The 15,449-nt window shown below is 46.0% G+C and carries 12 protein-coding genes; 4 read left to right on the top strand and 8 right to left on the bottom strand.

Translation table 11 applies throughout. The features are described from left to right. Window positions 1–98: 98 nt before the first annotated feature. The 6 genes from JNUCC31_RS31540 to JNUCC31_RS31515 form a co-directional block, all read right to left on the bottom strand. Window positions 99–1,019: a carbohydrate ABC transporter permease gene (locus tag JNUCC31_RS31540; protein ID WP_192267220.1), complete on the bottom strand. Its 921-nt coding sequence runs from the start codon at window positions 1,017–1,019 to the stop codon at window positions 99–101. 15 nt (window positions 1,020–1,034) lie between these two features. Further along, the gene (locus JNUCC31_RS31535) at window positions 1,035–2,006 is read right to left on the bottom strand and encodes an ABC transporter permease (protein WP_192267219.1); all 972 of its coding nucleotides are present in this window, start codon (window positions 2,004–2,006) and stop codon (window positions 1,035–1,037) included. Window positions 2,007–2,113: 107 nt separating this feature from the next. Beyond that, entirely contained in the window at window positions 2,114–3,784 is a 1,671-nt protein-coding gene (locus JNUCC31_RS31530; protein WP_192267218.1) for an ABC transporter substrate-binding protein, read from the bottom strand. A 41-nt stretch (window positions 3,785–3,825) separates the two neighbouring features. After that, complete coding sequence (locus tag JNUCC31_RS31525) at window positions 3,826–5,487, bottom strand: ABC transporter substrate-binding protein (RefSeq protein WP_192267217.1); 1,662 nt, start codon at window positions 5,485–5,487, stop codon at window positions 3,826–3,828. A 121-nt stretch (window positions 5,488–5,608) separates the two neighbouring features. Beyond that, window positions 5,609–7,348, bottom strand: coding sequence for a sensor histidine kinase (locus JNUCC31_RS31520; RefSeq protein ID WP_192267216.1), 1,740 nt, complete (start codon window positions 7,346–7,348; stop codon window positions 5,609–5,611). Continuing rightward, window positions 7,345–8,922 (bottom strand): response regulator transcription factor, encoded by a 1,578-nt coding sequence (locus JNUCC31_RS31515; protein WP_192267215.1) that lies wholly within the window; start codon window positions 8,920–8,922, stop codon window positions 7,345–7,347. Before JNUCC31_RS31515 ends, JNUCC31_RS31520 begins: the two co-directional genes overlap by 4 nt. Before the next feature lie 446 nt (window positions 8,923–9,368). Here JNUCC31_RS31515 and JNUCC31_RS31510 point away from each other — a divergent pair, with 446 nt between their 5' ends. Further along, window positions 9,369–10,439 (top strand): SDR family oxidoreductase, encoded by a 1,071-nt coding sequence (locus tag JNUCC31_RS31510; protein WP_192267214.1) that lies wholly within the window; start codon window positions 9,369–9,371, stop codon window positions 10,437–10,439. 59 nt (window positions 10,440–10,498) lie between these two features. Here JNUCC31_RS31510 and JNUCC31_RS31505 read toward each other — a convergent pair whose 3' ends face one another. Next, entirely contained in the window at window positions 10,499–10,870 is a 372-nt protein-coding gene (locus JNUCC31_RS31505; protein WP_192267213.1) for a winged helix-turn-helix transcriptional regulator, read from the bottom strand. 57 nt (window positions 10,871–10,927) lie between these two features. Then, window positions 10,928–11,827 (bottom strand): LysR family transcriptional regulator, encoded by a 900-nt coding sequence (locus JNUCC31_RS31500; RefSeq protein WP_192267212.1) that lies wholly within the window; start codon window positions 11,825–11,827, stop codon window positions 10,928–10,930. 144 nt (window positions 11,828–11,971) lie between these two features. Between JNUCC31_RS31500 and JNUCC31_RS31495 the strand changes: the two genes are divergently transcribed. From JNUCC31_RS31495 to JNUCC31_RS31485, 3 genes are all read left to right on the top strand, one after another. Then, window positions 11,972–12,991 (top strand): alpha/beta fold hydrolase, encoded by a 1,020-nt coding sequence (locus tag JNUCC31_RS31495; RefSeq protein ID WP_192267211.1) that lies wholly within the window; start codon window positions 11,972–11,974, stop codon window positions 12,989–12,991. A 135-nt stretch (window positions 12,992–13,126) separates the two neighbouring features. After that, window positions 13,127–14,008: an AraC family transcriptional regulator gene (locus JNUCC31_RS31490; RefSeq protein WP_192267210.1), complete on the top strand. Its 882-nt coding sequence runs from the start codon at window positions 13,127–13,129 to the stop codon at window positions 14,006–14,008. A 109-nt stretch (window positions 14,009–14,117) separates the two neighbouring features. Next, window positions 14,118–15,398, top strand: a complete 1,281-nt coding sequence (locus JNUCC31_RS31485) for a glycoside hydrolase family 27 protein (RefSeq protein ID WP_192267209.1) — start codon at window positions 14,118–14,120, stop codon at window positions 15,396–15,398. Window positions 15,399–15,449 lie beyond the last annotated feature (51 nt).

Here is a 15,449-nt window from a genome sequence, read left to right as displayed (position 1 = left end):
TAATAAAGCCCATAATTCTCTCTTTAAAGCAATCGAGAGAATATGGGCTTTTATATTTCGCTAACGTCCTAACGGCTTGCTGATCCCTGCAGGATCACCTATCCCTTCACACCTCCAATCGTCATGCCCTGTACGAAGTATCTTTGCAAGAATGGATACACCATCAGAATAGGAACACTTGCAATAATGGTCATGGTCGCTCGAATCGAGGTTGGCGTGACCGCCCTTGCATTGCTCTCGGCAGACTGATAAGCATCGCTTGCTGATGAAGTCGCTGATGTCGTCGAGGTTTGCAGAATCTTCATCAATTCGTATTGCAGGGTGCTTAGTTCTTTATTGGAAGAGTTGTACAGGAATACATCGAACCAGGAGTTCCATTGTCCCACGGCTACAAAGAGAGACACCGTTGCCATTGCGGGAATCGTCAGCGGCAGGACAACACGGATAAATGTCATGAACTCCCCTGCCCCGTCAATACGGGCTGACTCCAGAATGCCTTCAGGAAGACCTTCAATAAAGGACCGGATGACGATCATATTGAAGACACCAATCACACCCGGAATGATATATACCCAAAAGGAACCGATTAATCCGAGGTCACGAATCAACAGATAACCCGGGATTAACCCCCCGCTGAAATACATTGTGAATACAAAAAACATTGTAACAAACTTGCGAAGTACAAACTCCTGACGACTGAGCGTATACGCGAGCATCGCTGTACAGAAGACGGACACCACGGTTCCAATGATCGTACGCAGCGCCGAAATCAGAGTCGCGTGATAGATATCAGATTCGCCAAAAATGTATTTGTAATTGTCCAGCGTCCATAGCCGCGGCCACAGATATATTCCACCCCGGATGGCATCGTTAGCATTATTAAAGGACACGGCTATCATATTAATAAAGGGATAGATCGTTACAATCATCAGGCACACCATGAAGATGATATTTATGGTATCGAACGCTCGATCCCCGGTACTGCTATTCCGCAAGCGGGATGGTTTTCCTTTACGCATGGCATAGGCCTCCTCTTAGAATAATCTGCTCTCTCCCATTTTTTTCGCAATATAGTTGGCGGAGAAAAGGAAGATAAAGCTGACGACGGTTTTGAATATGCCTGCTGCGGTACCCAAGGAAAAATTCCCCATTCCCAAACCATATTTCAGTACAAAGATATCCAAGTTTTCCGAATAGTCCATATTCATCCCGTTGCCCAGCAGATATTGCGGTTCAAAACCGGATTCCAGGATGCTTCCCATGTTCATGATTAACAAAATAACAATAACCGGCTTCAAACCAGGTAGTGTGATATATAACATCCGCTTGAAACGGCTGGCTCCATCAATCTCGGCAGCCTCATATTGTGCAGGATCAATGGCTGTAATCGCTGCCAAATAGATAATGGTGTTCCAGCCAACATCCTTCCACACCTCGGTTGCTCCCAGAATGCCCCAGAAGTATTCACCTTTCCCCATCCACAGCACCGGGCTGTCAATCAGGTGAAGCTTCATCAGCAGCAGATTGATAATTCCGTCTGGTGACAAAACCGTTAATACGATGCTGGAAGCGACAACCCACGAAATAAAGTGAGGCAGATAACTGACCGTTTGCACAAAACGTTTAAAAATCACATTTTTCAGTTCATTCAACAATAGAGCCAATGTGATCGCTGTAACAAATCCCAATACCAGTTTAATAGAACTCATGACGAGCGTATTTCGCAGAACCCGGTAGAACGTATTGTCTTCAAACAATATACGAAAATGATGCCAGCCTACCCACTGTTGATCCGAGAAGGATCTTGCCGGTTTGAAGTTCTGAAATGCCATCGTCCATCCCCATAGCGGCAGGTACTTGAAGATAAAAGCCCAGACGACAAAAGGAATACACATCCAGGCAAGCGTTCGTTGCTGCACAAGCCGTTTGAAGAACGAGTTTGTTTTACTCCCCTTTGGCTTCAAGGCTGGAGGCAGCGAATTAAGGGAGACATTAGGTTTCTCCACGGTGAACCGGCTCCTTTCCTATGCTGTTATTCATGCGAGGAGAAGAATGATTTCTTGAGCGTTCGTCTTCCCCTCTGCATGTAACAGTTTGTTTTAAAGCGTTCGTATTACCACTTTCCAGCGACACGATCCTGAACGACTTGGGTAATGTTTTTTTCATAGCCTGCTTTGTCCAATTTGTTCAATTCAGCCATGTAGGCATCCCACAGCTTATCGAAATTCGATGGTGTTCCCAAGATCATTTCCGGCAAATATTTACGTTGCAAATCATCCGATTTGGTGGTGAAAATCTGTTCAGGTGAACCTTGCTCGAGCGCGATGGACCATGCCGGGAACCATGGACGCTCTTCCGGCTTGTTGAATAATTCACTAAAGGTTTGGATGTTGTAAGCCTCAAGAAACTTCTTATCCCCCTCTGTGTAGGAGGCAGAGGCTACTTCCGGCTGGTTGCCAGGACTATAAGCGTTACCATCGGAAAGCGTGGATTCACCGCCATAACGCGGCCAGTCTGAGCCAAAATAAGTGAACCCGAATTTGCGGCTCAATTCCAAATCATCATGGGCTTTGCGTTGATCCTCATTCGCAAAATAAAATCTTCCCTTTTCATCGACACTGTACGTCTCGTCCTTGATTCCCCATTGGACCAGAATCTGATTCTCTTCCTTCAGCAAATTATCAAAATATTTGATGATACGAACAGGGTCTTTGGCGTTGACCGTGATGCCTGTGGCGTAGTTGTTGACGAATCCAGGCGGATCTATATATTGATCCTTAATTCCTTCATCAAACACAATCGGAAGCGCTGCATAACGTTTCTCATCAATGCCTGCTGAGAGCAGGTTTTTGGACGCGTCTCCAATCTGCCAGCCATAATTGAAGTACCCGAGAACACGACCCGAGGTCAGCTTGGCCAAATACTGGTCTTTGTTCATCGTAAAGGATTCAGGATCAAGCATGCCTTTAGCATTGATTTCATTCAGCTTCTGAATCCATTTTTTCTGAGCATCTGTTCCGGCAACTACTTTTGCTTCATGGGTATTCATATCCACCATGACACTTCCATCGTTCGGGTAGCCGGCGAGATGCATCGCTGGGTTTTGCAAGGTGAAGAAGTTATTGGCCACACCGGCAAGTGAGACAAATCCAATCGTCTCCGCACCATCCACAGTTGGATGCTTTTCCTTGTATTTCTCGATCAGATCAAAGTATTCATCCAGTGTAGTGATCTGGGGATAGTTAAACTCCTTGAGCACAGAGCGCTGAATCCAGAAGGCCCCTCCGCCTATATTTGGACTACCGGAATACTCACCCTGATTAGCAGTGTAGGGCAGTGCATAGATTTTTCCATCTTCTGCATTTCTCATTTTGTCGAAGTATGGTCCGTATACCCTTTTGATATTGGGACCGTATTCCTCAATCAGATCATCCAGCGGAATATAGGCCCCGGCATCCAGTAGCTTGGACATCTCACCACTGGAGCTAATGACATCAGGATAGTCTCCACTGGCAATCATGACACCAGCTTTCGTGGCACTGTCGCCTACTAGATACTCCAACTTCCAGTCCACACCCGTCTGTTCTTGCAATGCTTTACCAATCGTTGTTTCACTTGCCAGGGTATCCTTCTTACCCGAAGAGAACATGTAATATGAGAACGTGACTGGACTGTTCTCATCATCACTTGTGGGCGCTGAGGATGAATTATTCTGGCTACACCCAGCTAACAGAGCTGTCAGGAGTACAGCTAAACCTGCTGTTTTAAATTTTGATTTCAACATGTGAAAGTCCCCCCCTTTCGATTTGGCTGACTTGACTTCCCTCACCATTTTCCTGCTACACGATCCTTCACGGCCTGTGTTATCGTTTCTTCATATGTTTTCTTGTCCAATTGACTCATTTGACTCATATATTCGTTCCATGTGTTCTCGAAAGTGGAAGGTGAGTCCATAATCATTTTGGGCAAGTATTTCTTTTGCAGATCTTCCGCCTTTGTGATGAAAATCTGTTCAGGAGAACCCTGCTCCAGTGCAATGGACCATGCAGGAGACCAAGGACGCTCATCCGGTGTGCTGAATAATTCCGAAAATGTCTCCACGCCATATTTCTCTAACAACAGCTTGTCACCATCCGTGTAGCTATAGGTAGCCACCTCTGGTTGATTGCCTGGCCCATAGGCATTGCCATCCTCCAGTATGGAGTTATTGCCGTAACGAGGCCAACTGTAGTTAAAATAGTCAAAGCCGAATTTTCGGCTTAATTCCGGATCTTCATGTGCCTTGCGTTGGTCATCATTTTTGAAATAAAAACGGCCTTTTTCATTAACACTATACGTCTCGTCCTCAATGCCCCATTGAACCAGAATTTGGTTTTCTTCCTTGAGCAGGTTATCAAAATATTTAACAATCCGCACCGGATCTTTGGCATTTACGGTAATTCCGATACCATAGTTGTTCACAAAGCCCGGTGGGTCGAGATACTGGTCTTTGACATTGTTGTCAAAGACGATCGGCAGCGACACGTAACGCTTATCGTCAATACCGGCCTTCTTCAGGTTGTTCGTTGCATCTCCAACCTGCCAGGAATAACTGAAATATCCCAGCACCCGACCGGACGTCAATTTGGCGAGATACTGATCCTGGTTCATTGTGAAAGATTCCGGGTCAAACATTCCCTGTGCGTTAACCTCGCTTAGTTTTTGAATCCATTGTTTCTGATAATCAGACCCGGCTACCAGTTTGGCTTCATGGCTCTGCATATCCACCATCACACTGCCATCGTTAGGATAACCAGCCAGATGCATGGCGGGATTTAGCAGGGTGAAAAAGCTGCCTGATTCACCCGCAAGTGTCGCGAAGCCGATGGTCTCCTTTCCATCGATCTGCGGATACTTTTGCTTATATTGCTCAATCAAGTCAAAATATTCGTCCAGCGTCTTGATCTTGGGGTAGTTAAACTCTTTCAACACAGCACGCTGAATATAGAAGCCGGTCTGAAAGTTAGGCTCTGACACATAACCGATGTTTGCAGTGTACGGTAAAAAATAAATCTTCCCATCTTCCTGTCTGAATTTGTCCATATAAGGACCGTATACTCGCTTGATGTTAGGCCCGTATTGTTCGATCAGTTCATCCAACGGGATAAAAGATCCTGCATCCATCAACTTGGCCATTTCCCCGCTGGAGTCAATAATGTCAGGGTAATCTCCGCTCGCAATCATTACGCCTGCCTTGGTTGCACCGTCGCCGACCAGATATTCCATCTTCCAGTCAACGCCTGTTTGTTCCTGTAGCTTCTTGCCAATAGTCGTACTGCTTGCGAGAATGTCCTTCTTGCCCCCGCCAAACGTGAAATATTTGAAGGTGACTGGGGTGTTATCATTGCTGTCAGGAGTACTCGATTCCGGGCCGGCTTTATTGCAACCTGCCAGCGTTACGGCGAGTAAGATTGCTAGACTTGTTACAAAGGCTTTTTTTCTAAACATGTAGCAAATGCCCCCTTTACGTATGTTTTTTTATTTGTAAGCCTTCTCAATATATCAAGATAGCGCTTTCAACGTTACCCATGAAAATGTACCTTCTGCTTTGAAAAGTATATCCTTCGCTTCAGTCGTCTTGCAGTGCCCCATGATCAAGCGGCAGCTTAATCTGGATATGCGTTCCTTCTCCTTCCCATGTCTGGATTTCGAAAGAAAAGCGATCCTGGTAGCATAGCTTTAAGCGACTATACGCATTCTTCATGCCGACATGCTCTCCCATATCTGTGTCCTGAGCCAGGTAGGTCAGCAACTCTTCCAATCTGGCTGGTGACATACCTATACCGTTATCTGTTAGTCTGATTTGGAGCTGGTCATGTTCAATAGAAACGAGTAGATGAATTACGCCTACCCCCGGAGATGATTCAATGCCATGAATACTTGCATTCTCAACAAATGGAAGGATAACCATCTTGGGGATCAGGCACATCAGTACCGCAGGATCTGCTTCAATGCTGTATTGGAGTTTTTCTCCAAAGCGGTATTTCTGAATTTGCAAAAAACTCTCAATGAGTTCCAATTCTTCCTTCACCGTCACATCATTCTGGTTCCAGCTGATCGATTTGCGAAACATTTTGGCCATGTTGTGCACCATTTTAGCTGTCTCCTTCTCGCCTTTGATGAGACTCCGCATCCGTACCGATTCAAGGGTATTAAATAGAAAATGCGGATTGATTTGACTATGGAGTGCATGAAGCTGTGCTTGCTGTTGTTTTAACTCCAAGTCTTTCTTCTGAATGTCCGTCAGATATACCTCATGGATCAGGTTATGGATCGTCTCGGTCATTCGATTGAATTCCATCGTGAGCTGACCAATCTCATCTCTTGCGTCTTCAGGGGGAATGGTCTGAAAATTCTGTGTTTTCACTTTTTTCATATGTTTAAGAATCCGCACCAGTCTGACATGAATGGATCTGGACATGGCCGCGATAATGACGGTAGGCAAGACAAAATTAATGCAAGCAAGCCATACGACAAAGGAGCGGGACTTGCGAACCTCCTGTAATACAATCTCTTCATCCATGACCCCTTGCAACGACCAGCCCTCCAGATAGTTAATGCCTGTATACGTAAGTTCAAACGGAATCGTTTTGTTCGGAAACTGGATCTCGCTGTAACGTTTCCCTATCTGGGATTGTTCTGCTGTCGGATCATTTGAGAGCTGGATGTGCCCTTGCGGATCAAGCAAATACACGTTTCCGTCAAAACCACTGTTGTGAAAGTGTTCTTTGATCAAATCCATGTTCAGGTCAATTTTGAGCAACTGCTCTACATCACCGGTATCAAAATTGTCCATTCGTTGAATCAGACTTAACATCTGATCCGCTGCAATCAGTGCCGGGTAAGGCGCGGAGTTTGCCTGAAACTGGACATACCAGTTGGAGCTTCGAACGGCATCATTTAAGCGTTCAATATAACCGGACGATAAAATGGTCGGATTATCGGTATATACTTGATACCAGCGAATTCCCTCACTCAACTGACCGGAGAATTCCCCTTTTAGATACGAATTATAGGCAGTGATATACTCGAAATGACTTTGGAACTGTCGGGAGAGTGTGTCATTGAATACAGGATCAGCATATAACGAATAGGTCAAGCCAACACCCTGATCAATGGTTACGCGCAGGTCGTTCTTCAGATTGTTTAAGGCCATGCCGGCATCACGGGTTTTCTGACTGCGAATATTATTCGTGGTCACGTTGTAGAACACCACATTGGTGACGACGATAGGGATGAACACGGACAGGACGTACATGAGCAGTAGCTTGTCCCGAAGCTTCATATAATTCAGGTTCCATCGTTTCATCGTGCACCTCGCTGGTCATTTCCCTTAATCCGATTACGATATTCTGTAGGAGAAAACTTAACAAGCTTCTCAAACTGCGTTACAAAATAATCCGCATTCTGAAATCCTACACGTGCAGCGACCTCGTACATTCTCAGGTCCGTCTGGCGCAACAATTTCTTCGCTTCCTGGATGCGCAGGCTGAGCAGATACTCATTAAAATAAAAGTTGTAGCTTTTGCGAAATAATCGTCCAAGATAGACGGGATTCATGTAGAACAGCGCAGCAATGCTTTTGAGACTGATGTTTTCGGTATAATGTGCATCAATATATCGCTTGATCTTGTGAATATCCCCTTTGGACTGCTCACTTCGTAAAAGGGAGATATAATTCTCGGCTTCCTCGAGTGCGATTAGAAAAGCATCCTTCAATAACCGTAAATTCCAGCCTTCATGACTTTGTTGCGCCAACTCTTTCAGTTGCTGCAACCCTTCATCATTCCCGCCCATTTCTTTGGCCACAGCCAAAATGCCCGTTATAGAGCGCATAAGAGACCCAGTTACAGCCTGAGGTGAGAATCGATTAACTTGAAACAATTTGAACTTATCCTCTACAATCTTATGGTAAGCAGGCCGATTCCCTTCTTCCAAGCTCAAGATTAATTGATCTACCTCGTCCTGATATACATTGAAAACGTACAGCGGTTTATCCCTGATCTCCGCATACTGCACGACACCACCCTCTTCTGCAAATTTATGCCTGGCCGCTTCTTCTGCCTCCTGATTGGATTGCGGGACATCGCCTAATTCTTTTACAAGGGTCCCTGCGTAAAGACCGATGTCCAGTTTAAGTCGATCGCTCAGCGCCAGATGAATGCCAAGAAGCTTGTCCCTGAGCACTGGGTTCTCACCGTCGTATTCATGCTCATTCCACAGCAGCAACAGGCGAAATCTGCCGCGCTGTTGCTCAATAACGAACATAGTGGAGTAATCATCCTCCAGAGCATGCAGCGCTTCACGTAGTTGTTCAATGGTGACTTTTCTTTTGTCTAATCCCGTCTGAAGTTCAATAAGAGCCATGAGCAGACTGGATTTACGATTGATCCCGAGCACCTCGGCATACCGATGTTCATCTTCCTTCCGGACCTGACCTTTGATTATGTCTACCAGCATGATGCTGCAGGCCTGTTCCTCTGCCAAAAGGATATGTTTTCTTTTATTGCATATCATCTGAGCCGACTTCTGTAACGTCGCCGTCATTTCTTCATCATCAATGGGCTTCAGGATATAGTCATGAACGCCGTACTTGATGGCCTGCTGGGCATACTTGAAGTCATGATAACCACTAATGATAATGAACACAGGCTCCAGATGTGGCAATTTCTCTACGGCACGTATAAGTTCCAGTCCATCCAGAATTGGCATCCGTATATCCGTAATGACTACGTCAGGTTGCAGGCATTCCACCATATTCAGTGCCTCAAGTCCGTTCTCTGCTTCTCCGATAATCTCCATATGAAGCTCATCCCAGTTAATGAGTTCATGCATCCCCTTTCGAACATACATCTCGTCGTCTACCAAAAGTACTTTTAACATCCTTTCGACCCCTTTCCTCAAACGAAAATAAACCGCCGGCAGCATGTTCTCCTATCGGCGGAATCCAGTATGGTTCATGCTGTAACTTCTTATTGATATGAGCACCGCCAATGGCTTTGCATACCCACGACTGGAAAACGTTTGCATAATTCTGTTTGAATCTGTCAGAATGCTACCATTTTATAGGTTCCCCCTTGCAATTTCATTGCACAGATTGTTTTATTTATTGCGCGAAAAGACAAGGAGATTATGAACTTGCGTAAAAAAAGCCGCTGATTCACTTAGAATCAACGACTTGTACATAGAGGGTTTCCCACTTACTCCTCTAATCCCATATAACAGCCATATCTTACTTTTAAGTACGTATGGAACTTTAAGGTGCGTACTTCTCATCTTTCTGGTTCTGAGTCACAATAATGAACAGAAGAAGAGAGGAGAAATGCCCAATGAAACCCGAACAATCTGTTCCCCAATATACTGCCCTTGTCATCGGTGCTGCAGGAGTCATTGGAAGAAATCTGATTGATCATCTTATGACCCTTCCCGAATGGGATATCATTGGCGTATCCCGCCGTGGAGGCAAAGATGCTTCAGGTTTACGTTATATTTCGGCCGATTTACTGAACGAAGCGGATACTCAAGCAAAACTGAGCGATTTAACGACGGTTACTCATATTTTCTATGCTGCTTATCAGGATCGCCCGACTTGGGCCGAATTGGTGGAACCGAACCTGGCGATGCTCGTCCATGTGGTCAATGCAATTGAACCAATCGCCCCCAACCTGCAACATATCAGTCTGATGCAGGGTTATAAGGTGTATGGCGCACATCTAGGCCCCTTCAAAACACCTGCAAGGGAAACGGATGCTTATCATATGCCGCCTGAATTCAATGTGGATCAGCAACGGTTTCTTGAGGAACGCCAGCCAGCAAGCAACTGGACCTGGTCAGCCTTGCGCCCTTCTGTTGTATGCGGATTTGCTCTTGGTAATCCAATGAACCTTGCGATGGTAATTGGAATGTATGCTTCTATCTCGAAAGAGCTTGGCTTGCCGCTTCGCTTTCCCGGAAAACCGGGAGCTTACCATTCCTTGCTCGAAATGACCGATGCATCGCTGCTCGCTCGGGCGACCGTCTGGGCAGCAACCAGTCCGCGCTGTGCCAATCAGGCGTTTAACATTACCAACGGCGATCTGTTTCGCTGGAATGAACTCTGGCCCAAAATTGCCGACTTTTTCGAATTGGAAACAGCCCCTCCATTGACCCTTTCGCTTGCAACCGTAATGGCCGATAAAGAAGTCCTGTGGAATTCGATGATTGAGAAGTATGGCTTAATGAATAATTCCTATGAATCCGTCTCTTCATGGGCATTCGGTGACTTTGTTTTCTCATGGGATTATGATTTCTTCGCAGATGGCTCCAAAGCGCGCCGGTTCGGCTTTCATGAATTCATTGACACAGAAACGATGTTTATGGATATATTTACAAATTTAAGAGAACGCAAGATCATTCCGTAATGAAAATATGATGAAAAAGCCGATTCCTCTGTCTGGAATCGGCTATGACTTATTGTTTTTCAATCATTAGAGGTTGGAGGCTTGAATAGAATCTTCCCTCGATCACCATAAACTTTTTCCACATGCATATCCCCCCATCTGCACATGAGATGAAGAATCTCTTTCAAACTCCACCCATAATCCGTTAATTCATACTCCACCTTTGGCGGAATTTGGTGATGTGAGATGCGTAAGATGATTCCTGCCTCTATTAATTCATTGAGTTGCTGTGTCAACATCTTCTGTGTAATGGCGGGGATCAGCTTCAACAATTCCCCATTACGCTTCTTACCAAAAGTAAGATGGAATAGAATAACTGGCTTCCACTTGCCGCCAATTACATCAAGAAGAGCCTCGACTGCAGTGTTGTATACTTTGATGGGTTCCTGCATGCCACAATCGTCTCCTTTTCCAATATATATTCTGATCATATTCCATGATTCAAAAATTCAATGATGTTCTGTCACACCAATAACTTCCCTGGCTGCTTCTATGAAAAACAAAATGATTGGCGAGATCCATTTGTCCTTGTGCCACAACATCTGAGTATGCACATGCAAGTCCGGTATTTCCCACGGAAGCGCAACAAGCTCGCCCCGTGCAACTTCAGCACTTACTGTCATTTCAGGAAGAAAGGCGATGCCGATTCCCGTTATGGCACATTGTTTAATAGCCTCAGCATTTTGAAACTCCAAATACGTAATGCTATCCATACCTTCTTTCTCGAATCCCCGGTCAAACATGGTGCGGTACGTACAGCCCTTTTCATTTGTCAGGAACACTTCGCTATGAAAATCCTCCAGTTGCAGCACGCTTCGTTTCGTGAGCGGATGGTCCGGAGCAGCGTAAAGGCGGAACGTTTCTTCTACCAACGGTTCCACGGTCAGGCCGCCTGAACGAATGGATTCATCCAACATAAAGACGACATCCGCAGTGCCATCAAAGAGCGTTTGCTTAAGCTGTTGATTGGGAACGGAACGAAAAATGAGACGCACTCCCGGATGACGCGAACGAAACAGATGAAAGACAACAGGAAGTCGATAAGCGCATAGAACCTCATTGGCACTGATGGTCAGAGTACCGCTTAGATTCTCATCGTCCAGAACCATGCTGCGAGCTTCGTCCAACTGGTTAAGAATGTCCTGGACATGCGTTAAAAATCGTATACCCGCATTTGTAAGCGCAAGTTGTTTGCCGAGGCGATCAAAAAGACGAACGCCAAGTTCATCCTCCAATGCTTTGATTTGCATCGTGACATTCGAGGGAACATAATTCAGCACTTCCGCAGCCCGCGTAAAATTTAATGTGGTTGCAACTGTGCGAAATGTTTTCAGTTGGCGTAGTTCCATACTGCAGTCCCCCTTTTACTTTCAATTTTATTGAATACGGCGTTGAATTCTATTCACTTTTACTGAGAGTACCACAGGTCTATACTGACAACAAGAAATCACATGCCACTGATGTGGTTTTCTATTTGAAGGGAGAGAAACAAAATGGATTATGAAATTTTTAATTTGGGTGATGTGACATTGCAATCCGGAGTAACGTTTCCTAACGCTTTTCTGGCTTATAAAACGTATGGAACATTAAATGAAAAGAAAGATAATGTCATCATCTATCCGACCGCATTTGGAGACCAGCATGTTCAGAATGAATGGTTGATTGGCGACGGCGTAGCATTAGACACGCAAAGATACTTCATTATCGTTCCGAATCTGCTGGGCAACGGGTTATCTTCGTCTCCCAGTAACACGCCGCCTCCATTCGACCGAGCGAACTTTCCGCAGGTCACGATCTATGACAACGTTACATTTCAACATCGGTTGGTCACCGAAAAATTCGGCATTCAGAAGATTGCACTTGTTGTTGGATGGTCCATGGGAGGCATTCAAGCGTTTCAATGGGGAGCAAGTTATCCAGACATGGTGGAACGAATTGCGCCCATTGCCGGCATGGCGAAGACCTGGCCACATACGTCTGTTGTCCTGAGCGGGGTAATCGCTCCCCTCATGGCTGCCTCTCGCTTTGATGCTAGCAAACGAGACCATTTAACTTCTGCCGACTTACGCGCTGTAGGCCGTGTCTATGCGGGATGGGGTTTGTCACAGGCGTTTTACAGAGAGGAACTTTATCGGGGGATCGGATATGATTCATTGGCGGATTTCGTAGCTGGGTTCTGGGAAGAGGCGTTTATGAAAATGGACCCTCACAATGTGTTGGCGATGTTATGGACAGGCCAATTCGCAGATATTAGTGTTAACCCGTTGTATAACGGAAATTTCGATAAGGCCCTTCAAAGTATTACAGCGCGCGCGTGTATCATGCCTGGGTCCACCGACCTCTTTTGCACGGCGGCCGATAATGAATACGAGGCTCAGCGGATGCCTAATGCTGTGTTTTGTCCCGTTGATTCGATCTGGGGACACTTTGCCGGTCGCGGTATGAACAACGTGGATAATCAATATATTGAGGACAGCCTGAGACAATTGTTGGCGTATAGTGTAGACGAATAATTTTCATCAATATCGAACTGGCAGAAGTTTGGCACAAGAACTGGACTCCTTATAACAAAAAAAGGTACCATAGTCACAGAATAACGATCATGACTCTGACCAGTGAGCCTATTTACGATCATCAGGAGGACATCTATGAACATTCCAAGAGGTACCTATGGTTTTCGGTTCGCCGAAGATAAGGAGCTCCAGCTATGTGTTTTATTTGCAGCAGGATGTGATTCGATAACCGACCCTACTTATCGCTGGGATGGACTGGAACGTACGGATGGCCCCCTGCTGTTATTCCAGTATACGCTCTCCGGTGAAGGTGTTTTTGAATCGAAAGGCAAGATTCACCATGTCACTACAGGACAGGCTTTTTTGGCCGAAATTCCAGGCCCGCATCGCTATTATTATGACTCGGAATCGAAAGAACCGTGGGAGTTCCTGTTCCTGCTATTCCGGCCCAAGCTGATTCTGCCCCATTGGCAAAAGTTCTATCGTGAAGCGGGGGAGGTTCCTTATCTCCCCATCGATTGTACCCCAGTCCGGCTGTTGCGGATGATTGTGACCGATGCGGCAGCAGGCAGGATCACCGATCCGCTGATCGCTTCGTCTTGCGTCTATCAGTTCATGACAGAACTGGTCAGATTACAAAAAACAACGCTACGGAACAGGGAAAGCTGGTCATATAACATACAACGTGCAGCCGAATTTATAGAGCATAACTATTCCAGGATGATCAGTATTGATCAACTTTCTGAGCATGTTTCCCTATCAAAATATCATTTTATCCGTCGGTTCTCCTCCAGCACGGGCTTGACACCAGGAGCTTATCTGACCCGCGTACGTACCGAAAAGGCTATGGAACTGCTTCGAGGGACGTCCCTTAGCGTTGAAGCCATCGCCGAACGGGTCGGTTACTCCAGCGGAAGCTATTTTATCAAGGCATTCCGCGGTTTGACCGGGCTTACCCCGGGTGAATTCCGCAGTGGCGGAGAAAGTCTGGCTTATCGCAAGCTCTTCTTCGACTAACCGCAATATTATGCTATTTCACCTTCAAGATTACTGTGGATTATTAATAAACTCCTATACTATGATGAAATTAGTAAGAGCAATAATTAATCAGTAAAGGAGTATTACCATGAATCATACACTTACAGCATCAACGCCACCGCTTGGCTGGAACAGTTGGGATTGCTATGGCGCGGCCGTAACTGAAGACGAAATCCGTGGTAACGCGGAATATATGGCAGAACATCTCAAAGAATTTGGCTGGAGCTACATTACTGTCGATATTCAATGGTATGAACCTCATGCAAATTCTTCGCAATACCGTCCATTTGTTCCGCTGGTTATGGATGAATATTCCCGTCTTATGCCTGCGGAGAACCGTTTTCCTTCTGCCGCAGGAGGACAAGGGTTTAAGCCGTTAGCGGATTATGTACATAGTCTTGGGTTACAATTTGGCATTCATATCATGCGCGGCATTCCGCGGCAAGCGGTTCACGCGGCTACCCCGATCCTGGGCTCAGTCGCAACTGCACGTGATATTGCCCATACGAACTCTATCTGTCCATGGAACACGGATATGTACGGTGTGGATTCATCAAAAGAAGGAGCACAGGCTTATTACGATTCCCTCTTTGAACTGTATGCTCAATGGGGCGTTGATCTGGTGAAGGTAGACGATATTGCCGCTTCCAGACTATACGATACCCATCATCCGGAGATTGAAATGATCTCTAAAGCCATTGAGCGCTCCGGCCGGCCAATGGTGTTGAGTCTGTCCCCAGGACCAGCTCCGGTAGAATACGCTGCGTTTTTCGCTGAACATGCCAACATGTGGCGTGTCACTGACGACTTCTGGGACCTTTGGCCATTGTTACTGGATATGTTTGACCGCTGCCGGACATGGGAGGGTGTTCCCCGGAAAGGCTGTTGGCCGGATTGTGATATGCTGCCTTTGGGACACATCGGTATCCGTTCTGTGGATGGCGGAGGCGCGGATCGTTGGACCCGATTTACGCGTGATGAACAGTTGACTATGATGTCACTGTGGAGTATTTTCCGTTCCCCGCTCATCTTTGGTGGTGAACTGCGAGACAACGATGACTGGACGCTGTCACTGTTAACCAACCGTGAAGTTCTGCGCATGCACCGAGAGAGTTTTGGAGCCAGAGAAGCTGTTCGTAAAGGTGATCTTGTAGTATGGACAGCTCAGCATGCTGAAGGGTCCACTTACGCTGCTGTATTCAACATTGGGGATAGCGATCTTCCACTGGATTTGAACATAGAGGAAATTGGAATCTGCGGTATAACCGAAGGTACTGAACTGTGGAGCGGAGAACCAGCCGAGTTCAGAGAGACATTGTTACATGTGACTGTACCGCCGCATGGTGTGCGCCTCTATGAGTTTGTCTAAACATACAATGCTTCAAGAGATCTGTTCTATCAGAACAGATCTCTTTCTTTA

Source organism: Paenibacillus sp. JNUCC-31 (genome assembly GCF_014844075.1).
Classification (GTDB): domain Bacteria; phylum Bacillota; class Bacilli; order Paenibacillales; family Paenibacillaceae; genus Paenibacillus.
This window is presented reverse-complemented; position numbering and strand designations above follow the sequence as displayed.